Raw genomic sequence first — 20,984 nt, 5'->3', positions numbered from 1 at the left:
CCGGAATCAGCCGCATGACGGCTACCCGGACAGCCTTGCTTTTTAGATGATGAACAGCTTGACGGCTGGCATTAATGCACTAAGGCTGGAGGGTGATCGTGGTCTCCAGATTCTTCAGATAAGTCCGTTTGCCCAGATTCTCGCTTCCCGGCAGAATGTTGCCATTGCTGTCTTTCTTCTGCCCCACAATGGTGAAGTCATCGTTCTTAACGGTCAGAGTATACGGCTTGATGGTTATGGTCTTAGGCGTGTTAGCAAAAGGAGGATACAGCTCATTCAGATGGTATTCTGTCTTCGGCTTGCTGTCGTAGAATCCGTATCTATTAGGGTCAATAGAATTGCCCTGGTCATCTACAAGCTCATAGTACATCATGCTGGCATGATATTCGCCGGACTGCTCTGCGGATTGCGGCACCTCACCCTGACTGTTCAGAACCAGACGGGTGGATACCGGAGTGACCTTTAATTGTTCGACAGTATAGCTGAAGGCACCCTCTGTTTTGGTGATATTCGGAGTAACCGTGAGCGCGGTATCCATGATTTTTACAGGTGCAACGAATGTAAAGGTCTCATTCATTGACTTCACCTTGGCCTCCACCGTCAGGGTAAATTCATTCGGCAGATTTAAATCGCCCGACAGCTCGGCCAGATAAGCATTATCCTGATAAGGAATATCGCCGTAGGCTCCTGAAGTGAATTTAACCGGTTGCCCGTCAGCCAAGACGGCCGGAGGCTCGATCAACTGTCCTATAGTTCCGCCGGAGAAATCTAATCCGCCCTCATGCTCAAGCTGGAAGCTAAGCCGTGTGCCGTCATAGAGCAGATCCGTCAGCTTGAGTGTCACTCCGTTATGGGTTACGCTGAGACCCGGCTGTGACAATATCCCCTGGCTTTTGGCCAGCTCAAGCGACTGTGGGCTTGTTCCCTGATAAAGAATGCCGATCCCCGGAATTTTCTTAAGCGTCTCTGCCATTGCCGGTGACACGAAGCCAGCACCCAGAACGCCTGCACCCAATACCCCGGCGATGGCGGCGGCGATAGCTGTTTTTTTGATGAACCCCGATCTGGCCTTCGCTGCTCTTGATCTTGTTATGTTGCTCATTTCTTCCTCTCCAATCTTATTCATAATGATCGTGCTTAACTCCGCTCTTGGCTTAACGGACTCCCGGATCTGTTGTTCAATGGCATCCATCTCAGGATGTCTTGTTCGCTCCCGATATTGTTCCATGCATCCTCGCTCCTTTTTGGCCGGCACGCTCCAGCAGTTTTTTGCGCAGCCGTTCGTATTTTTTGCGGACTGTGTTGGCCTTGATCCCCATAATCCCGCTGATCTCCTCGAAGGTATACTGCTCTACCGCCTTCAGCAGCAGGATGTGACGCTCCTCTGTGGTCAGACAGGCCATTAGCTCGGAGGTTACCGATTCACCTGGCGGGACCTGCTCCTGCCGCTGCTGCTCCTTGTAATGCTCTACTAATCTAAGCCAGCGGCTTTGTTGTTTCTTCAAATTGATTAGATGGTGGTAAGCCATCTTGTACAGCCAGGCTGAGAAGGAAGTGCTGCTGCCATAGCGGTGAAGGTTCGCATAGGCGCGGATGAAGATTTCCTGAACGGCATCTTCTGTTTCGGTATGGTCTTTGAGAATATAGAAGCAATAGGTATAAATCTGGCGTTGAAACCGCTTAATAATGATTTCGTACGACTGCTTGTCTCCAGCCTTCACAGCCTCTACAGCCTGCTCGATCATTAAGCTTCGTTCGTCCGCTTCCCCGGGGACGGTTAATTGCACTTACCTCACCTCCTTTGGTTGGATACCTATATAACAATCGGAATGCCACGTATTGTGACACAATCTTATACACAAGGGAATTACGAGTATAAGCGGGTTAGCCGGTCCAAGCTTATTTTTCTAATTCATACTTGACAGGTTGGTTTAAAGGGGTATATGATAACAGCAATCGTTCACCGCTAATTAAATGAACAGTGAAAGAATCGCTGTGAACATCATACCTGAGATTTGAGCTGATTGGACCACCAAAGGCTCCCGTTACAGTTCCCGAACAGGGAATGGACCGGGGGCCTATTTGCGTCCCGTGGATGAATAGCAGAGGAGAGAGAACATGGAGTATAGACAATGGGAGCGGCTGGAGCAGGCGGATCATCTGTTCCGTAAGCTGGTACGCAGGTTCGTTAAGGAGCGTGACCGGGTAAGCGTGGAGGGAGTGGCCTTGCCGGGAATGCTGATTCTGCACAAAATCATCCGCGACGGGGAGCAGCGGCTCGGCGATCTGGCGGAGCAGCTTGATTTCACCTCAGGCGCTATAACAGCGCTCAGCGACAAGCTGGAAGCGGGCGGATATACGGTACGCAGGCGTAAGGAGGATGACCGCCGGACTGTGCTGCTGGATATTACAGACCGCGGCCGGGAGATGGTGCAGCGTAACGGCAACATCGGTGCGAGGTGTATTACGCTTCTGTTCGAGGGCTTTACGGAGGAGGAGCTGGAGCAGCAGAGCCGGTTCTATGAGCGGATGATCGGGAATCTGGAAGGGTTCTCGGAGACGCTGCTGGAGCTGGCAGGGCAGAATGCTGCCATTCCAGTTCCTGTACAGCCTGAACAGAAGCCGAGCACAGGCACGAAGAGTAATTATCTCAGCTACTGAGAAAAGAAGAGAATACGAACCCAACCTAATGATGAGGAGAGATGAGCATGGGACATTCCACAATATATCCAACAGGGGCAACTGTATATAACCCGGCCAAGGCATGGAGCGGCTACACGGTATTTCAGGCAGGCGATGAGGGCGTAGTGCTGATCGACATGAGCGGCAAGGAGGTACATCTATGGCAAGGGCTGATCGGTTTCCCGGCCAAAATCCTTCCCGGCGGCTATGTCCTGGGCAGTACCGGCCGAAGAGATCCCAAATTCGGCATTCAGGATAATGTCGATCTGGTGCAGGTGGATTGGGAAGGCAATGTGGTCTGGAGATATAACAGCTATGAGTTGATCAAGGACCCTGGGGCCGAGCCGCTCTGGTATGCCCGCCAGCACCATGATTACCAGCGAGAAGGCAATCCTGCCGGATACTATGCTCCCGGGCTTGATCCTTCGGTTAACAGCGGGACAACACTAATTCTGGCGCATAAAAATCTGTATAACCCCGGGATTTCCGACAAGGAGCTGCTGGATGACACGATTATTGAAGTGGACTGGGAAGGCAACGTCCTCTGGGAGTGGGCCGCCAGCGATCATTTCGCGGAGCTGGGCTTCGACCAGGCGGCGCGCAATGTCCTGTTCCGCGACCCCAACACCCGCTCCTTCGGCGATCTGGGCGGCGGCGTAGGCGACTGGCTGCATATTAACTCTGCGTCCTATGTGGGGCCGAACCGGTTCTATGATCAGGGTGACGAGCGCTTCCACCCGGACAACATTATATGGGATGCCCGTGAGGCAAATATAATCGCCATCACCGATAAGCGCAGCGGGGCCATCGTCTGGCGTCTGGGCCCGGACTATTCCCTGCCCGAAGTGATGCATATCGGCTGGATTATCGGCCAGCATCATGCCCACATCATTCCGAAGGGGCTGCCGGGGGAAGGCAATCTGCTTGTATTCGATAACGGCGGCTGGGGCGGCTACGGTCTGCCGAATCCGGCATCGCCGTTCGGGCAGAAGAACGCGCTGCGTGATCACTCACGCGTGCTGGAGATTAACCCGGTGACGCTTGAGATCGAGTGGCAGTATACTTCGGCGGAGGCCGGATTCTCCATTCCGACGGATTCCTATAAGTTCTACAGCCCGTATATCAGCTCGGCACAGCGGCTTGCGAACGGCAACACGCTGATTACCGAAGGCTCCAACGGACGGCTGTTCGAGGTCACAGCAGCGCATGAGCTGGTCTGGGAGTATATCTCCCCATACACCGACCGCCGCAATACGAATATGGTCTACCGTTCTTACCGGGTACCCTATGCCTGGGTGCCGCAGCTTACGAAGCCGCAGGAGAATGCGATTGCGCCGCTTGACGTGTCCAGCTTCCGGGTGCCGGGAGCCGCGCCGAAGGGATCGGATTCAGTCGTGCAGGTGGCGACGACGCTTCCTTTTACAGAGGGGGCAGCCTGTGTAGCCACTACGGATGAAGGCAGCGTCCGGCGGGCCAGGTAGAGACTCAGGCAGGCTTCATAAATTCATAGACGAAGAGGTGCGTTCTTGTGACAAAATCATGGTACAGCTCAAGCCTTCTGCTCTTATCCTTATCGCTGGCACTGGTGCTCTCGGGCTGCAGCTCCAAGGGAGATGCGGCAGCCTCTTCGGGAGAGGGCGGCGGTACACCGGAGACCCTGAAGATCAGGATTGCCGATATCAATACGAATCCGACCTTTCGGGTAGCCCTTAAGCAAGGCATTTTCAAAAGCCACGGCATCGATGCAGAGATCATCAACTTCGGGACACCGGCGGAGGGAGTGAATGCGCTGTTCATCAAGCAGGTGGATGTGGCCTTCGGGGCGGACTTTCCGGTGCTGAACGCCGTTGCCAAGGGCGACTATTCGATCATTGCTTCCGCCGGTCAGGCCACGGATCAGGCAGCGGCAGTCTGGAAGCTGTACGTCAAGGACGACATTCAGTCTGCCGCTGACTTGAAGGGCAAGAATCTGAGCTTCCTGCGCGGGACGTTCCTGCCGTATCTGTGGGATGAATACCTGAAGGAGCAGGGCATCGCGCTTAGCGATGTGAAGCTTACAGGACAGGGGGCCTTCGACGAAGCCTTCATCGCCCTGAAGCAGGGAGATGTCGATGCCGCCTGGTTCAGCGGTTCAGCACTGACCGATAAGCTGGCTGCGCTTGAGGGCGTGCATGAGCTGACCGATATGTCGAAGACTCCGGTGCGGCTGGGGATGGGAATCGTAGCCGCGGATGCTTTTGTAGAGGAGCATGGTGAAGGCATTGGTGCTTTCCTGGCAGCGGTGGATGAAGCCTCGGCATACGTGCAGGAGCATCCGGAGGACGTGGCGGAGCTGATGTACAAGGAAGTGAAGCAGCCGAAGGAAGCAACGCTGAAGGATCTGCCGGCGAATCCGTGGAAGGTGGGCTTCACCCAGGCTGCATATGACAGTCTCGCCGGACAGAAGAAGTATATGGTGGATACAGGGATTATCACGCAGGACTTTGATCTTGGCAGCAAGCTTAAGCTGGAGCCGCTGAAGCAGGCGCTGCCGGATAAAGTGACCTATCCGAAATAAATGAAATCACAGGAGGCGCCCCATGTCTTTATCTGCTAAACCAGCGGCAAGGCAGCATGCTATTCATATCGAGCAGCTGCGCAAGAGCTACAGTGAACCGGCAGCCGGAGATGTCCACTACATTATTAAGGATGTAGATCTGGTGATCAAGGGCGGAGAATTCTTCGTGTTGCTTGGCCCAAGCGGCTGCGGCAAATCCACGCTGCTCAATATGATTGCCGGGTTCGTCTCCAAGTCGGGCGGACATTTGCGGGTAGACAATATCGAGGTGGATAAGCCGGGCCGGGACCGGGCGGTGGTGTTCCAGCAAGCCGATTCGTCCCTGTTCCCCTGGCTGACGGTGCGGGAGAATGTAGAGTTCGGACTACGGATGAAGAAGGTGGCCAAGGCAGAGCGCCGAAGCTTATCGGACCGGTATATCAAGCTTGTCGGACTGAACGGTCATGAGGATAAATTCCCGAAGGCGCTGTCGGGCGGGATGAAACAGCGGGTACAGCTGGCCCGGGTGCTGGCGAATGATCCGGCGATCCTGCTGATGGATGAGCCGTTTGGTGCGCTGGATGCCATGACCCGGCGGACGATGCAGAAGGAACTGGTGCAGATCTGGCGGGAGACGCATAAGACGGTGATCTTCGTGACCCACGATATTCAGGAAGCACTGCTGCTGGGGGAGCGCATTGGCATTATGTCGGTAGGGCCCTCCTCCAATATCACAGACATCTATGACAATACGCTGCCCTTCCCGCGGGATGTGGCTTCACCTGAATTCTACGCGCTGTATGGCCGGATTCAGAGCCATTTTGAAGAATAGGACGGAGGTGAACCTGATGAGATGGCTGGAAAAGAAATGGGTATCCATATCCCTGCTGTGGCTTGCCGTACTGCTGCTCTGGCAGCTGGGCGCCTGGGTGTATGGTCCGGATGTTATTCCCGGGCCGTGGGCCACGGCCCGGGGCGGGCGGGAGCTGGTGGAGGACGGAACGCTGGTGCAATATATCGGGGTCAGCTTGTACCGCGTGCTGATCGGCTGGGTGCTTGGCAGTCTGCTGGCTATTCCGGCAGGACTGATCACCGGCAAGGTGAATGTTGTCCGCCTGTTCGCCGAGCCGTTCCTGAATTTCATCCGCTTCATTCCGCCGATTGCCTTCATTACCCTCTTCCTGGTCTGGTTCGGCATCGGTGAGCAGTCGAAGATCGCACTGATTATGTATGCCACCTTCTTCATTGTGGTGTTGAACACCCTGACCGGGGTCATGTCGGTGGAGGAGGACAAGATCCGCTCCGCACGCAGCATGGGGGCCAGTGAGTGGAAGATTCTGCTGCACGTCATTGTGCCTGCGACGATTCCGTATATTTTCACGGGTGTGCGGCTGGCGATGGGCACCTCCTATATGGCGATTATCGGCGCGGAGATGATTGCCTCGAACGAAGGGGTGGGGTACCTAATCTGGAATTCGCGGCTGTTCTTCCGTACCGACTGGATCTTCGTAGGGCTGATTAGCCTCGGCTTCATGGGCTTCTTCACAGACCGGGCCTTCGGCTGGTTCGGCCGGAAGGTGCTCTACCGCTATGGTGTGGTCAGCGCGGGTGCGCACAGACGATAAAGGAACGGATTAGATCGGATCGGATAGATGCAGCGGGATTCATGGTATAATGGGGGAATCTGCAAGCAAGCAGGATGAACAGGAAGGAGCAGTACCCCGAATGGAAGTAACCGCACAGGAAGTAGCGGAGTGGATGGTGAAGGAAATCAAGTTCACAGGGACGTTATACCAGACCGCTGCGATTGAATATGTGAAGGCAAACTTCGGTGAACAGTTTGTATTCGTGAATGAGAACGGCAACGCTTCGTTATCCAAGGAAGTGAAGAAGGCCTTCCGCAAGCTGCATGGCGGCCGGATTGCCTGGGACCGCGACGGATTCCTGTGGGCCTGGACTTAAGATAGGCCGGTACATTGTGCTGAACCGCTGTACGCATATAGCGGGGTATGGCGGATTGGCCGGAGCCCGGTGATTGGGCGGGATTAACAGAATACTGGCATGTCCCGCTGGCGGGCATCCGCCAAAGAGCACTAAAGGGAGCGCTGCAGTAATTGCAGCGCTCCCTTTATACTTGTCCAAGTGCGGACGGGTTTCAATGTAGTCGAAAAACCGACTACAATTAGCCAGATAGCGGCACGTAGGCCCAATGTGATCGAAAAACCGACTACAATTGGCCAGATGGCAGCGCGCAGGCCCAATGTGATCGAAAAACCGACTACAATTGGCCAGGTGGCAGCATGTAGGTCTAATGTGATCGAAAAACCGATTACAATTAGCCAGGTGGCGGCGCGCAGGCCCAATGTGATCGAAAAACCGACTACAATTGGCCAGGTGGCGGCACGTAGGCCCAATGTGATCGAAAAACCGACTACAATTGGCCAGATAGCGGCACGTAGGCCCAATGTGATCGAAAAACCGACTACAATTGGCCAGGTGGCAGCATGTAGGTCTAATGTGATCGAAAAACCGATTACAATTAGCCAGGTGGCAGCGCGCAGGCCGAATGTGGTCGAAAAACCGATTACATTCCGTCTACACCGGGACCTCCCGGGTGCTTGGTTCCATCGGGGAGCTGCATAGCGGGCACGGCTTCGAGGCCAGGTGCTCCTCTGCTCCGCCCGCCTTCTTACGGGTCCAGCCCGGGCAGGCTCTACCGGTGCATTTCCAGACCGCGACAGTATGTGTTCTCACGGGGGCTGAACCCGGGGCGCTGCTTCGGGTTATAGGCGTTCTGCCCGGGCGGCTGCCTCCGGCAGCCGGAGCCGGTGCCTGCGGGCGCACCGCAGAACGGAAGGCCGCAAGCATGAAGCGCGAGACCTCCGCCTTCTTGCCCCGATGCCGGGCGGGCGAGCTGATGAACAGCTCTTCCTTGGCCCGGGTAACGGCCACATAGGCGAGTCGGCGCTCCTCTTCCAATGCGGCATTGCCCGCTTCGGCTGCGGCTCTTGCGGCGGCCGGGCTGATTACCTTGACCGAGGCCTTCGCTGGCTTGCGGTCCTTCACGCGGTTCTCCTCCAGAGCGGAGCTATGCGGCAGAATGCCTTCGGAGGCTCCAATCAGGAAGACTACGGGGAACTCCAACCCCTTGGATTTGTGGATGGTCATCAGCGCCACCCGGTTGCCTTGCTCCTTCAGCCCCGGCTGCCGGTTCTGCTCATTGCGCTCTGTTACGTTGCCGATGAATTCAAGGAATAGCGGAATCGTAGCGAAGCGCTCCGCTGAGGACTCCAGCTCATCGAGCATTTCCTTCAGCGTCTCCCGGTGCAGCGTAGCCTGATGGCGCTCGCTGCCTTCGATGAAATAATCGTAGAATACCGTGCGGATCTGGCGGATCGCTTGGAGCGGTGTCAGCTCCCGCAGGCCGCGGATCAGGTCCAGCCGCTCGCGCAGCTTGCCGCCCTTGAAATCCTCCATGCCCGGCATGGACAGCAGATGTATCAGCGGGCCCTGCTTCGCCTGCACCGCCTCCATGCGCCGGATATGCTCCATCCCCTTGTCCCGGTTCATGTAGAGTGTTGGCAGAATATTCTCCATGGCGGCGAAGTCACGGCGGTTCAACGACAGGCGAAGGTGATCCAGCACCGGAGAGATCAGCCAATGCTCATACAGCAGCTGACCTTCCCCATAATCTATATAAGGAATATCGTGCAGCAGCAGCAGCTCCAGGACCGCCCGGTTGCTGCTGGTCGCGCGGTATAACAGGGCGAAATCACGGAATTCCCTGGTCCCGCTCTGGGTCTCACGCTCTATATGCTCCACAATCTGCGCGGCCTCGTCATCTGCCGTCAGCGGACGCAGATAACGGGGCGGCAGGCCGCTACTGCGGGCGGCCTGTAGCGTCTTGGCACGGCGCCGTGAATTATGGCGGATGATGCCGTTGCCCAGCCCGATGATCGCCGGGCCGGACCGGTAGTTGATATCCAGCGTAATCACCTTGGCCTGCGGATACAGCTTCTCGAACTCCAGGATGAACTCGCTGCGGGCTCCGTTGAAGGAATAGATCGTCTGGTCATCGTCACCGACCACCATCAGATTATCCTGCGGAGCAGCAACCATCTTCACCAGCTCATATTGCAGCGCATTCGTATCCTGGAACTCATCGACCATCACATATTGATACTGCTGCTGCAGCTCCCGCAATAGCGCAGGCTGTTCGCGGAGTATCTGGTAGGCGAGCAGCAGCACATCATCGAAGTCGATTTTGAAATGATCGGTCTTCCACTGCTCGTACAGAGCCAGAATAGCCTTCATCTCCTTCTCTGCTTCTGTAGTCTCCGGCAGCTGTGCGGGCAAGCCCATGTTCATCTTCCAGGCAGAAAGCAGACTGAGCAGATTCTCAGGAGGATAGGTATCCTTCGGCAGTCCTAACTCGCGCATAATCTGCTTCAGCAGAATATGCTGGCGGCGGGTCTCGCTGAAAATATCCTGCCGCAGCCCCTGCCGCCGCAGGAAATAAAGAAAGAACGAGTGGAACGTACGCGCCGTAAGGCGCGCAGCATCCCCCTCGTTCACCCCCGGCAGCAGGGCGATCCGCTCGCGCATCTCTGCTGCTGCCTTGCTGGAGAAGGTCAACAGCAGCAGGCGTCCGGGGGCGATGCCGCGCACAGACAGCAAATACCCGGTTCTGCAGATCAGCACCGAGGTTTTGCCGGAGCCGGCTCCAGCCAGTGTCAGCAGCGGCCCGAGATGATGGCGGACCGCCAAGATCTGCGGCGGATTGAGCAGAATGCCTCCAGCCTCCAGCCGCCTGAAATAAGACGCATCGCTGTCCCCCGGCTGAACCGTCTCCCGGCTCGTCCGGGCCGAGGCGACCTTCGCCTGGGGTATATTCTCACCGCTGGCTCCCAGCGGGATATTATGGAATAAGAGCTTGTTCATTATGTTCACCTTCGTTTGCTTCTGAATGCATAATCAGTCATGCGGTTTTGGCCAGTATACACTATACCATTCTGCACTCTTTTCTGCACGAGGCTATCTCGCGGATGTATTTAGCTTGGCCAGAAAAGAATTCACCTTGCGCTCATACAGCCGCGGCTGATCCTCCTTGATCTCCTCCAGCAGGAAGGACAGGCACTGACGGATTCTTGGAGGCATGCGCACAGCGATCTCAGCGTAGTCTCTGCGGAAAGTGTCGTCCTGGAGAATTCTTTGGTTTAGCACAATCGCCCAGTTACGGGCATGCTCCAGCATCTCCGGCAGCGATTCCAGCAGCTGGGTCAGATACATCTCCATCTGGACACTCTCTACAAAATGAACAAGGCTGAACATGACCTCTTCCTGCTCCGTATCATCGTCGAATACTTTGAAAATCTGGTGAATGACGGCATCTTCCGTATCACCGGCCAGACCCTCCAGCGCCTGATCAAACTGCTCGCATTCCAGCTCGGTGCGCAGCAGCCGGTTCTCATATAACCGGGCAATCCCGGGGTATAGGTGGTTCATAGAGTAATTCCTCCCAGCAGAAAATAACGCCATTTATCATAAAGTCCACTTTTTGGCAGATAATACTAATATATTGGACAAAGGACTAGCTGATTATAACAGATGGACAAATAGAAGTGAGGTAATGGAGGGATATCATGTTTATTCCGGTGCTTATGGAATTAAGCAATGCCGAACGGTTGATGCTCATTCTATATTTGGCCCTCAATCTGGGAGCCATCTCATTATGCTTCATCCGGCGCTCGGGAACCGACCGCAGGTAGCAGAGAGCAGCCTTCATTTGAAGGCTGCTTTTCTGTCCAAATATAAGAACTTATATGTTTCACACGATAACTTATCCTTCTATTTCTCGCTGAAACGGTACCGTCCTTTAAAAGGACGGCGAAGCCGTTTCTACTTGAGAAGATGCCGCAGCCCAGCCGCTACACCATTCTCCGTATGGCTTAACGTAATGAAGTCGGCGGTCTGCTTCAGCACGGGGGCGGCATTTTCCATGGCAATCTTATACCCCGCCATCTCGAACATAGGCAGATCATTGTAGCTGTCGCCCATCACCGCCACTTGCTCCGCGGGAATCCCGTAATGGGCAGCGAGCATGCTTACACCGGCGCCTTTATTCGCTTCCTCATGGTTGATCTCGATATTGTTGACATGCGATGCGGTAATAATCAGTCCGGGAATGGCGGCGAACCGCGCAGAGGCTTCCTTCAGCAGCTCACGGTTCAGCGAGAAGACCAGGGTTTTATAGATCAGATTTTCTTCCTTGCTCCAGACGTCCTCCATCTTCTCCACGTAGGTCACCGCTGCCTGCTGGAACTGCTGGTCTACCATCGCCTGAAGCAGCCAGGCCAATTCCTCGGGAACCTCAGTATCCTTATGAGCAGCCAGCTTTTCCAGCTGTACCCGCTTGTCGAGCTCTACATATACATTATCCTCAGTGTACACCTCGTAATACAATTCAGGAATTTCATTCATCCAGCGCAGTGCAGGGATAATATCCTCTTTATTCAGCGGGGTGCTTGCCGCCACGCTCCGGTCAGCCAGCGTGATTACAGCACCATTAAGACTCACCACAGGACATTCCAGATCAGCCAGCCGCAGCTGCCGCTCAGCGTCCATATAGGACCTGCCTGTAGCAATAATCACGATATGCCCCAGGCGCTGTGCTTGAAGAATAGCCTCTTTGTTCTCGTTGCTGATTTCACCCTCCGCATTGAGCAGCGTTCCGTCCATATCCAGTGCAATAAGCATGTAATTGTTCTCCTGTTCTATCTATGGCTTTGTCTGTATTTTATCATGACTGACCGGAAAATTTGAAATGAAAGTGATCATCTAGAGGATTTTCAGAAAAGAGTACTCACGTGGTACAATGTAAGGCAGACCTGTAACCTGACAGCCTGGTTTATCTTCTGCATGTGCAAGGGACGATGGCCGGGATGCTAGCGGCATGGGGTCGCTATGTAAGGGGGAAAAGATACTGATGAAATCCAGAAATTTAGCTACGATCTCACTGGCTATTATGGCCTGCGGCTTTCTGTTCACCTTGTTTCTGCCGGAGAATCTGGCAGTTATTCTGCTGAGAGGCGGCTTCGAGGCAGGTCTGGTCGGAGGCATCGCCGACTGGTTTGCCGTAACGGCGTTGTTCCGCCATCCGCTGGGCCTGAGAATTCCGCATACCTCGCTGCTATTGAAGAACCGGGATAAGCTGATCCAGTCCCTGATCTCTGCGATGGAGAATGAGCTGCTGAACAAGGAGAGCATTGAGAATAAGCTGCGCACATTCAATATAGTTTCGCTCGGAGCTACCGTGCTGACCCGGTTCTTCTCCCGAAAGAAAGCGCGGCAGGAAGTGCTGGAGCAGCTGAAGGGCTTCGTGCTGCGGCTTCCGGTAGAGCAGGCCGTTCCATATATTCAATCGGCAGCGGCAAGCTACCTGCGTGAAGCTAAGCTTGGAGCCGCAGCAGATACGATTGCCACTAGCCTGATGAATGAGGGCAAGGATATTGCAGCTCTTGATTTTGCGCTGGAGGGGATCTCCGCCTGGAGTGGACGCCCGGAGACGCGGGCTATGCTGGGTAAGATCGCCAGCGAGAAGCTGGCCGAGGTCAAGCTTGGCGGACTGAAGGGGATGGCCTTCCAGGCCTTCGTCGGGTTCGTGGATGCCGATATGCTGGGGGAAATGCTCCAGGGCATGGTGCAGTCTACGATCCGTGACTTTAAGGAAGAAGATAGCCCCTACCGGGAGGAGGTTATCCGGGAGATCCGGGTGGCTCTGTTCCAGCTGCTGAGCGATGAAGAACGGATTGCCTCGCTGAAGAATTGGGCGCTGAATGAGCTTGAAGGGGAAGCGGCCGCCGCATTTATGCTGCAGCAGCTCCAAGGGCTGCGCGGCAAGGCGGTTACACTGCTGGAAGAGGACCGGGGGCGGGGCGGGTGCAGGCTGTTCTCGCTGTATGCCGCGCTGGTCCGGCGGGTTAGCCGGGAGAAGGAATGGATTCAGACATCAGAAGAACGGATTCGCGGTACGCTGATCTCCTTCGTGGAAGCTAATCATTACCGGATCGGGCAACTGGTCAAGGAGAACCTCGATCAGATGGACGATGCCGCTCTGGTGAATATGCTGGAGGAGAAGGTCGGCAAGGATCTGCAGTGGATTCGTGTCAACGGGGCCGTCTGCGGCTTTGTGGTCGGGCTGGTGCTTACCGTCATCCAGCTGATCTGAGATTGATATATCAAAAATTCATAAAGGCAGCAAGGCAGTCCCCGGTCGTCCGTGATGGCGGAGAGCGGGGGAATGCTTTGCTGCCTCTTTCAAAATATAAGAAGGCGCGAATATAACAGGGCGAAGACGCTCTACAGCTGGTTCTTGCCGTTGCTGATGGTGAAGACCTCTTGTACCGGCAGGACAAAGATTTTGCCGTCGCCGAAGGAGCCGTGCTCACCGGTTCTGGCTGTACGCATAATAATGCTGATTACGTCATCCTTGTCATCATCCTGAATGACGATCATCAGCAGCTTCTTGGAGATTTGATTGTAATGGTTGGTTCCGACCTGAATGCCCTTTTGCTTGCCGCGTCCGAGCAGATCCATCTTGCTGATGGAGGGGAAGCCGGCCAGCAGCAATTCGGCCATCACTTCATCCGCTTTCTCAGGTCTTACTATAGCTTTGATCATTAACATAACGATGCACCCTTTCTACAGCGAATAATAGGTTGTAGGGGGTTGCCAATATCTCGGTGGATTACTGTACAATGCATTTGTTTAATGGCAACGCTTACATGTGTAGTATATGATTAACTCCCGGCTGCATCCTGCGAGAAGGATCACAAAATCCGTATGACACATTGTCGCAACCTGACTGGACTTTCATGCTGGCAACGTCTGCCCTCCAGAGGAGCATTGCAAGGTAAAGGGGGGGGCTCCTTCGTTAACCAGAAGAGCCATGAAGGAGAAAGCCTCCTCTGGTTAACGTAATCCCGTCAGCTTCAAATAAATATTCTCCAGCAGCTCTGCGGTATGCTGCCACTCATACATCTGCAGCGCGTCGCTTCTGCCCTGTAGTCCGATCCTTGCGGCAAGATCCGGATTGCGGCCGATCTGCAGCATACGGCTGGCAAAAGCAGCAGGGTTCCTGTACTGCTTCACCAGATAGCCGTTACGGCCCGAATCGATAATCTCCCGTATTCCGCCGTTGCTGGAGGCAATCACCGGCAGCCCCGAGGCCATCGCCTCCACATTCACCAGCCCGAAGGCTTCATGCTGCTGGGAGGGGCAAATGAAGCAGTCGGCAGCCTGATACATACTGTGGATGTCCTCATGGGGAATGTTGCCGAGAAAAGACACGTGTACGCCCAGCCGCCGCGCAAGGACTCTCAGCTGCCGGAGATACGGCGGCTTCCCCTTGCCCGCGATCAGCAGCCGTGCAGGCATATGCCGGTTCAGGCGGTGCATGGCCCGGAGCAGCACAGGCACTCCCTTGCGCGGGATGACCCGGCCTACGAACAGGACCGTGAAGCCGGTGCCAAGACCATGCAGTGTGCGCAGACGCGCCTTCTCCTGCGCAGACGCAGGAGTGAAGCGCGACAGGTCTGCTCCCAGAGGAACCACACGAAGCTTGCTGCGGATGCCGGGGAACCTCCGGATAAGCCGCTGCTCCAGGGAGCTGCTGTTGGCCGTGACGGCATCGGCCAGGGCCAGGCTGCGGGCGATGCCGGGCTCCTGGGGCACGAAGGTGAGAGAGTGAAGGAATATCATCACCGGAGTGCCGGGGGACTGCCGCTTCACAGCCGCTGCCAGCCGTGGCCGGTTATCAATCTGAATAAGGTCGAACGGTTCGGCAGCTTCCAGGAACATGAGAACGGAGCTGCGGTACCGGGAAGGGCTGCCTGAAGGCAGCCGGATGAACTTGACCTGCTCAAGCTCATCCGTGTCAGGAAGACCGGCGGCTCTGCGGCTTAGGATGGTTACCTTATGTCTCTTGGCCAGCCTCCGCGCGATATTCCAGATGCAAATCTCCACAGAGCCGTCCCCGGGAACCGTGAACTGCTCCGGTGCAATCATGCAGATGTGCATTGTAGCTGCTCCTCCCGCTGCATAGTAGATAGGGTTCTTAACCTAACATATGCGTTCTGGCGTGCAGAAGACACAGGAGCAAGCAGGGAACGGCGGTCTGCGGCTTAGCTGCCCGTCTGTTTAAGAGTAGCGGCAATGATTCCGGCAATTGTCTGCTCATACTCCAGGATCTTCAGCTTGCCCGCTGCGATCTGCTTGTATCCGGCGACCATAGAAGATAAGGATTGTCCGGCCAGAGCAGGATTCTGCTTGCGGATAGCCGCCTTGAAGTCGCTCCAGTCTGCCGTTAGCCGCTTGTTCAGGGCAGAGACTGCGCTTTTTTGTGATTTGATTAAGCTTTGCGGTCTGTCAATGCCGGCCAGGGTCTTGCGGGCAGCGGCCATCCGGCGCGAACGGGTATCCTTGGCGGCCTTGAGCAGCGCTTCCTTGTCGCGGATCTCCTGGCGGGCTATCTGGACCAACAGCTTCATGGCTTCTGATTGGGCCTTCAGAACGGAATTCAGCGTCTTGTCCTTCAGTCCCTTGAGCAGGGAGATCCGCTTGTTCAGCGCGCTGTATTGATCGAACAGCGGCTGATAACGCTGCTTGGCACTGCTGACGGAGGTGCTCAGCTTGGTGATGGAAGCCTGGTCCATATTCTTGATGGACTCCCGGACTGCATTCAGCGCCTCTGTATTCTGATCATGAAGCGCCCGGATCTGCACCTCCCGGCTGTCATACCCGGCAGACAGAAGGGTTAATTCGGTGAATTGGCTCTTCATCCGGGCGCGGGCAGTGCTATCCGCCTTAGCAGCAGTCAGGTCAAAGGAAGCTTGAACCGTTGAGGTAATCACTGCCGCCTCTGCCGAAGCCGGACCGGCCAGGAAGCTTAGGGCAAGGGCAATCAAGAGAGACAGCAGCAGACAACTTGGCTTATACAGATTGTTCATTAACATTCCTCCGCTTGTCTTCATGTCCCGGAACACAAACAAAGCACCCGCAGTAAAGGCCAACAGGCCTCTATTACGGGTGCTTCCGGCGTAATGAGTCACGAAGATAGTTTTATTTTTAAATATAGGGAAAACCGTATATTTTGTCAATGATTTCAATTTGAACTTTTAAAAATCAAGGACTGGGCTTCCATTTCGTTCTGTGACAGTCATAGCGTATACTGTGAAGGTAGAAATGGCAGACGAAGAACAGCAGAGGGTCTGCAGAAGCGAGCGCCAGCCCGGAATGAAGGAGGTCTTATGTAATGGATAACTTGGCCAGTAATAACAGCATTTTCGATCAAGCCTTCCGTTTATCCCCCGTGGGTATGGCGGTATTGTCTCCTGAAGGAGGCCGATGGATGAAAATTAATCCTGCCTTTTGCAATATGCTGGGCTGCACTGAAGCTGAGTTTCTCTCAGGGACTCAATCGGGGGCCGGCCGGGAACTGCAGGAGCGGTTCACCATTCAGCGAATCGTGACAGAGCTTGCACAGCAGCAAGGACAGGCTCTCCAGACGGATCAGCGGTTCTCCGGCCGTGACGGGCAGCCGTTCTGGCTCGCCCTGACCTTCATTCCGGCTCAAGAGGAGCCTTCCGGCCAGACTGTTATTGTATATGCACAGGACGTAACAGACCGCAAAATTGCAGATCAGCTGACCGTAGACAGCCGCGATCTGTACAATTTATTCATAAAAGACGATCAGAGTATGATCTCCTTCTCGCTGCCGGACGGAACGATAACATTCATATCGCCGTCCTCTTACTCCCAGATTGGATACTATCCAGAGGAGATTATCGGCAGGAACCGCGCAGAATTCTATCATCTTGACGATGTTGGGGCTATCAACAGCTCCGGCGGTCTGCTGGAGAACAATATCTCCAGCCGCCGCCTGCGTCATAAGGAGGGTCACTATCTGTGGTTTGAGACCTCCTTCCATGTGATCCGTGGCGAGAAGGGTGAAATCACACGGATAATGGGGATTGGCCGTAACGTCACCCGGCGCAAGCACAGCGAGGAGGCTCTTGCATCCGCCCAGCGGGTGGCCAGAATAGGCTCCTGGGGCTGGGATCTGCTGAAGGGCAGAGTCACGTTCTCCGATGAACTGCAGCGTATTCTGCAATACAGTGTGGAGACAGGGCATGTGAATCAGAATGCCTTTCTGGCACTGGTCCATCCGGAGGATGTTCCGATTCTGAGGGAGGCCGTCGAACGGGCCAGGGGACTGGGGGAGCCGGGGAACACGGCTTTCCGGATGATTTTGCCGGATGGGGAGGTCCTGATGGTGCATGTCCAGTGGGATGTTATTGCGGGACCGGAGGGCCGGCCGGCCCAGCTGTTCGGCATGATGCAGGATATTACCGAGCGTATGCATATGGAGGAGCAGCTGCGGGAGAGTGAACGGAACTTCCGGCTGATGTCCGAGAATTCCCTTGACCTGATCTCCCGCCATGCGATAGAGGACAGCATCTTCCTGTATTGCTCGCCGGCCAGCCGGTCGCTGCTCGGCTATGAGCCTGAGGAGATGATCGGCACCAGTGCCTACGATTACTTGCATCCTGATGATCTGGAGATGATTCTGAATCAGATGGCGGAGAGTGAGGATTCGGGATTAATTCCCCCGGCCTCCTACCGCTACCGCCACAAGAACGGTACCTATGTGTGGTTTGAGACGAACAGCCGTTATATTTTTGATGCGCAGGGCCGGAAGACAGAGATTATTGCGGTAGGACGTGACATTACTGAACGCAAGCAATTCGAATCGAAGCTGCAGGAGAGTGAGCAGCGCTACAAATCCCTGTTCGAGTATAATCCTGCGGCGGTATATTCCATGAATCTGCAGGGGGATTATCTGACGGCGAATGCCAATCTGGAGCAGCTGAGCGGCTACTCGCTGGAGGAGCTGCTGGGGAATTATTTTGGGCCGCTGGTCGCTGACAAAGATATTCAGAAGACGCTGCATCACTTCACTCTTGCCAGCCAGGGGGAGCCGCAGAGCTATGATCTGACGCTGATTCACAAAGACGGGCATCCGGTGGAGATCAATACGATTAATATTCCAATTGTTGTGGATCACCAGGTAGTAGGGGTATATGGAATCTCCCGCGATATCACAGATCATATCAGATACACGGAGCAGATTGAGAAGCTGAGCAATGATTACACCCTGATTCTCAATGCCGTATCCGAAGGAATATTCGGTCTGGACAACGAGGGGCGGGTGACCTTTATTAATCCTGCGGGAGCGAATATGCTGGGCTTCGAATGTGATGAGATTACCGGACATCCGTACCTGGACCCTATCCAGCAGACTGCGCTCGACGGCAACCATTACCGGCCGGAGGAGTCTCCGCTGATGCGGGCAGTCCGGGCAGGAGAAGCCCATCAGAGCCTGGATGCGGTGCTGTGGCGCAAGGACGGCTCCAGCTTCCTGGCCGAGTACCAGGTTACCCCTCTGTTCGACAAGGGGGAGCGTAAGGGAGCGGTTGTTGTCTTCCGTGACACTACCGGGGAGAAGGAGATCATCCGGGCCAAGGAGCTGGCGGAGAAGGCCGACCAGGCCAAATCGGAATTCCTTGCCATCATGAGTCATGAGCTGCGTACACCGATGAACGGAATTATGGGAATGACCGATCTGCTGGCTGAGACGGAATTGACGGAAGAACAGCGGGGGTATGCCCAGATTATCAGCGAGAGCAGTGCATCCCTGTTATATATTCTTAATGAAATTCTGGATTTCAGCAAAATCGAGGCCGGTAAAATGACGCTTACCCGTGAACCGGTAAGTCTGGCGGAATTGCTCGACAATATCACGGAGCTGTTCATGCCGAAGGCCCGTGAAAAGAATATTGAGCTGTCCTGCCGCATGGCTGCGGATGTGCCGGAGCTGATTATGGGAGATGCGGCCCGGCTGCGTCAGGTGCTGGTGAATCTCGTCAGCAATGCCGTGAAATTCACCGAGACGGGACAAGTCTCCATTCTGCTGAGCAGAGAATATAGCAGGGACCGCAGGAGGCTGACGCTTAAGTTCAGCGTGGCCGATACAGGCATTGGCATCCCTCCCGAGAAGCAGCCGCTGCTGTTCCAGTCCTTTTCACAGCTGCATCCGTCTATTAACCGCAAGTACGGGGGAACCGGACTGGGCCTGGCAATCTGCAAAAAGCTGGTGGAGCTGATGGGCGGGGCCATCACGGTGGAGAGTGTGGTCGGGGAAGGATCTAATTTCTATTTCATCCTGCCTGTAGATGTTGAGCTGGAACCGGAAGGAGGCAAGGAGGACATGTTGCCCGTCTCTGATCCGGCGTTAGCCTCTGAACAGACCAGTATTCCGGAAGAAGGCCAATCCGCTGCTGAATTCGGGCCTCTGCGTATACTGGTGGCGGAGGATCATCCGGTGAATCAGAAGCTGCTGGTTACGATGCTGGACAAAAGAGGCTATGCCGCCGATCTGGTCGATCATGGCGAAGCTGCGGTGCAGGCAGTGCTCCGTGAGCGGTATGATCTGGTATTCATGGATGTTCAAATGCCGGGGATGAGCGGGCTTACGGCAACGGCCAGAATCCGCGAACAGGCGCCTGCTCCGCACCAGCCGTATATTGCAGCCGTGACAGCGTATGCCAGAAAAGAGGACCGGGAGCGCTGCTACGCGGCGGGTATGGATGATTTTGTAAGCAAGCCGTTCCTGGCTGCCGATATTGACCGGGTGCTGGAGCATTGCAGCCATAGGGTATCCCTATGAGCAGGAAGACTTCCGGGGAGCGCCTGAAGGCGAAGGCTTATACACAGTGGGAGACAGGCGTAGCCTCGCCTTCCTCAGCTTGCGGACCGGCAACCATGGCCGCCCTTCTGGAATATTGGCATTCGCACAGGAGCCGGACGTTTATTCCGGGTATCCGCCATTTTGATTCCATGGCCGCACATATCAATTATATCTATACCCACCATGGCGGGACGCCCTGGGGCATGAGCACACGCAGCTTTGTCAGAGGCCTCCGGGCGTACATCGGCTCAGCCCTGCCGCTTTTACACAACCACTCCGGCCTTATTGAGGTATCCGTCTTCAATGATATCGGGCGCTACCGGGCCGAGATTAATGCCGGGCGTCCGGTCGCGCTCAAATTCGACAAGTGGTTCAGCCTCCGCTGGCGCGGAAGATATGCGTATGACTATCATTGGGTGCTGGGAATCGGCTATGAGGATGAGGAGGACGGCTCCTGCAAGCTGGTTGTCCATGACAACGGGGTGCAGCATCCGGGCGGCGGTTATACTCCGGGCAGAGAACGGCTGATCTCCTATTCAGCGAATATAAAAATACTTACGATGGTGTCGCTCAACCTGCCGGAATCTCCAGATGTGCAGTAACAGACAAGCGGGCGTTGTTCTTCAGGGGCGTTTGGTTTGGCGTAACGGACTGAGGTGCTCCTATTTTGGAAAGAAAGTCGCCAATCGGGCGAGTAACGGACTCCACAGGCCTTATCCTTTGCCCTTCAGCTCCGAAACGTCTCATAGAGAGACTGTAAGGTCGCCTGAGTCCGTTACGCTGCAAAAAGTGGCGTTTTCGCGGGGATAAGATCCCTCCGGTCCGTTAGAATTTGGGTGGATAGATAGTGGCCGGGCCGGGGCAGGATATCTGCTGTGTCCCGGCCTTTTTGAATGATAAGAATGTATATGCTTCGCCCTATCCTTACAAAGGACGGTAATGCCGTTTTCACTTGCAGAG

General features: G+C 55.2%; 18 protein-coding genes. 10 read left to right on the top strand and 8 right to left on the bottom strand.

Features of this window, described 5'->3' with window-relative positions; translation table 11 throughout:
* Nucleotides 1-79 precede the first annotated feature (79 nt).
* Both MKX63_RS02660 and MKX63_RS02655 read right to left on the bottom strand, forming a co-directional pair.
* Complete coding sequence (locus tag MKX63_RS02660; protein ID WP_341015084.1) at nt 80-1,228, bottom strand: DUF4179 domain-containing protein; 1,149 nt, start codon at nt 1,226-1,228, stop codon at nt 80-82.
* On the bottom strand, nt 1,194-1,787 hold the full coding sequence (locus MKX63_RS02655) for an RNA polymerase sigma factor (protein ID WP_341015083.1): 594 nt from the start codon (nt 1,785-1,787) through the stop codon (nt 1,194-1,196). Before MKX63_RS02655 ends, MKX63_RS02660 begins: the two co-directional genes overlap by 35 nt.
* A 331-nt stretch (nt 1,788-2,118) precedes the next feature.
* Between MKX63_RS02655 and MKX63_RS02650 the strand changes: the two genes are divergently transcribed.
* The 6 genes from MKX63_RS02650 to MKX63_RS02625 all read left to right on the top strand — a co-directional run bounded on the left by MKX63_RS02650 (nt 2,119) and on the right by MKX63_RS02625 (nt 7,180).
* A complete protein-coding gene (locus tag MKX63_RS02650; RefSeq protein ID WP_341015081.1) occupies nt 2,119-2,661 on the top strand; it encodes a MarR family winged helix-turn-helix transcriptional regulator in 543 nt (180 codons plus the stop codon).
* A gap of 47 nt (nt 2,662-2,708) precedes the next feature.
* A complete protein-coding gene (locus tag MKX63_RS02645; protein ID WP_341015080.1) occupies nt 2,709-4,163 on the top strand; it encodes an aryl-sulfate sulfotransferase in 1,455 nt (484 codons plus the stop codon).
* Nucleotides 4,164-4,210: 47 nt separating this feature from the next.
* Nucleotides 4,211-5,239, top strand: coding sequence for an ABC transporter substrate-binding protein (locus MKX63_RS02640; protein ID WP_341015079.1), 1,029 nt, complete (start codon nt 4,211-4,213; stop codon nt 5,237-5,239).
* 22 nt (nt 5,240-5,261) lie between these two features.
* Nucleotides 5,262-6,050, top strand: a complete 789-nt coding sequence (locus MKX63_RS02635; RefSeq protein ID WP_341015078.1) for an ABC transporter ATP-binding protein — start codon at nt 5,262-5,264, stop codon at nt 6,048-6,050.
* Between the two features lie 16 nt (nt 6,051-6,066).
* Nucleotides 6,067-6,843 (top strand): ABC transporter permease, encoded by a 777-nt coding sequence (locus MKX63_RS02630; RefSeq protein ID WP_341015077.1) that lies wholly within the window; start codon nt 6,067-6,069, stop codon nt 6,841-6,843.
* Between the two features lie 100 nt (nt 6,844-6,943).
* Nucleotides 6,944-7,180, top strand: a complete 237-nt coding sequence (locus MKX63_RS02625; RefSeq protein WP_209876251.1) for a DUF6953 family protein — start codon at nt 6,944-6,946, stop codon at nt 7,178-7,180.
* A gap of 633 nt (nt 7,181-7,813) precedes the next feature.
* On the opposite strand, the gene MKX63_RS02620 is transcribed toward MKX63_RS02625, so the two are convergent.
* Nucleotides 7,814-10,159 carry an ATP-dependent helicase gene (locus tag MKX63_RS02620; RefSeq protein WP_341015076.1) on the bottom strand — a complete coding sequence of 782 codons (2,346 nt, stop codon included), beginning with the start codon at nt 10,157-10,159 and terminating at the stop codon, nt 7,814-7,816.
* 93 nt (nt 10,160-10,252) lie between these two features.
* A complete protein-coding gene (locus MKX63_RS02615; protein WP_341015075.1) occupies nt 10,253-10,723 on the bottom strand; it encodes an Imm30 family immunity protein in 471 nt (156 codons plus the stop codon).
* Between the two features lie 137 nt (nt 10,724-10,860).
* On the opposite strand from MKX63_RS02615, the gene MKX63_RS02610 reads away from it, so the two are divergent.
* Nucleotides 10,861-10,986, top strand: coding sequence for a hypothetical protein (locus MKX63_RS02610; RefSeq protein ID WP_341015073.1), 126 nt, complete (start codon nt 10,861-10,863; stop codon nt 10,984-10,986).
* Between the two features lie 130 nt (nt 10,987-11,116).
* On the opposite strand, the gene MKX63_RS02605 is transcribed toward MKX63_RS02610, so the two are convergent.
* A complete protein-coding gene (locus tag MKX63_RS02605; RefSeq protein WP_341015071.1) occupies nt 11,117-11,974 on the bottom strand; it encodes a Cof-type HAD-IIB family hydrolase in 858 nt (285 codons plus the stop codon).
* A 229-nt stretch (nt 11,975-12,203) separates the two neighbouring features.
* Between MKX63_RS02605 and MKX63_RS02600 the strand changes: the two genes are divergently transcribed.
* Complete coding sequence (locus MKX63_RS02600; protein WP_341015070.1) at nt 12,204-13,445, top strand: DUF445 domain-containing protein; 1,242 nt, start codon at nt 12,204-12,206, stop codon at nt 13,443-13,445.
* A 131-nt stretch (nt 13,446-13,576) separates the two neighbouring features.
* Here the strand turns inward: MKX63_RS02600 and MKX63_RS02595 are convergent, their stop codons facing one another.
* From MKX63_RS02595 to MKX63_RS02585, 3 genes are all read right to left on the bottom strand, one after another.
* The gene (locus tag MKX63_RS02595; protein ID WP_341015069.1) at nt 13,577-13,903 is read right to left on the bottom strand and encodes a P-II family nitrogen regulator; all 327 of its coding nucleotides are present in this window, start codon (nt 13,901-13,903) and stop codon (nt 13,577-13,579) included.
* A gap of 285 nt (nt 13,904-14,188) precedes the next feature.
* Nucleotides 14,189-15,295, bottom strand: coding sequence for a glycosyltransferase family 4 protein (locus MKX63_RS02590; protein ID WP_341015068.1), 1,107 nt, complete (start codon nt 15,293-15,295; stop codon nt 14,189-14,191).
* 104 nt (nt 15,296-15,399) lie between these two features.
* Nucleotides 15,400-16,224, bottom strand: a complete 825-nt coding sequence (locus MKX63_RS02585; RefSeq protein ID WP_341015067.1) for a hypothetical protein — start codon at nt 16,222-16,224, stop codon at nt 15,400-15,402.
* Between the two features lie 305 nt (nt 16,225-16,529).
* On the opposite strand from MKX63_RS02585, the gene MKX63_RS02580 reads away from it, so the two are divergent.
* Both MKX63_RS02580 and MKX63_RS02575 read left to right on the top strand, forming a co-directional pair.
* Nucleotides 16,530-20,003 carry a PAS domain S-box protein gene (locus tag MKX63_RS02580; protein WP_341015066.1) on the top strand — a complete coding sequence of 1,158 codons (3,474 nt, stop codon included), beginning with the start codon at nt 16,530-16,532 and terminating at the stop codon, nt 20,001-20,003.
* Entirely contained in the window at nt 20,000-20,626 is a 627-nt protein-coding gene (locus MKX63_RS02575; protein WP_341015064.1) for a C39 family peptidase, read from the top strand. Before MKX63_RS02580 ends, MKX63_RS02575 begins: the two co-directional genes overlap by 4 nt.
* Nucleotides 20,627-20,984: the final 358 nt, after the last annotated feature.

The sequence above is a fragment of the Paenibacillus sp. FSL R7-0179 genome, from assembly GCF_038002265.1.
Taxonomy (GTDB): Bacteria; Bacillota; Bacilli; order Paenibacillales; family Paenibacillaceae; genus Paenibacillus_AQ.
This window is presented reverse-complemented; position numbering and strand designations above follow the sequence as displayed.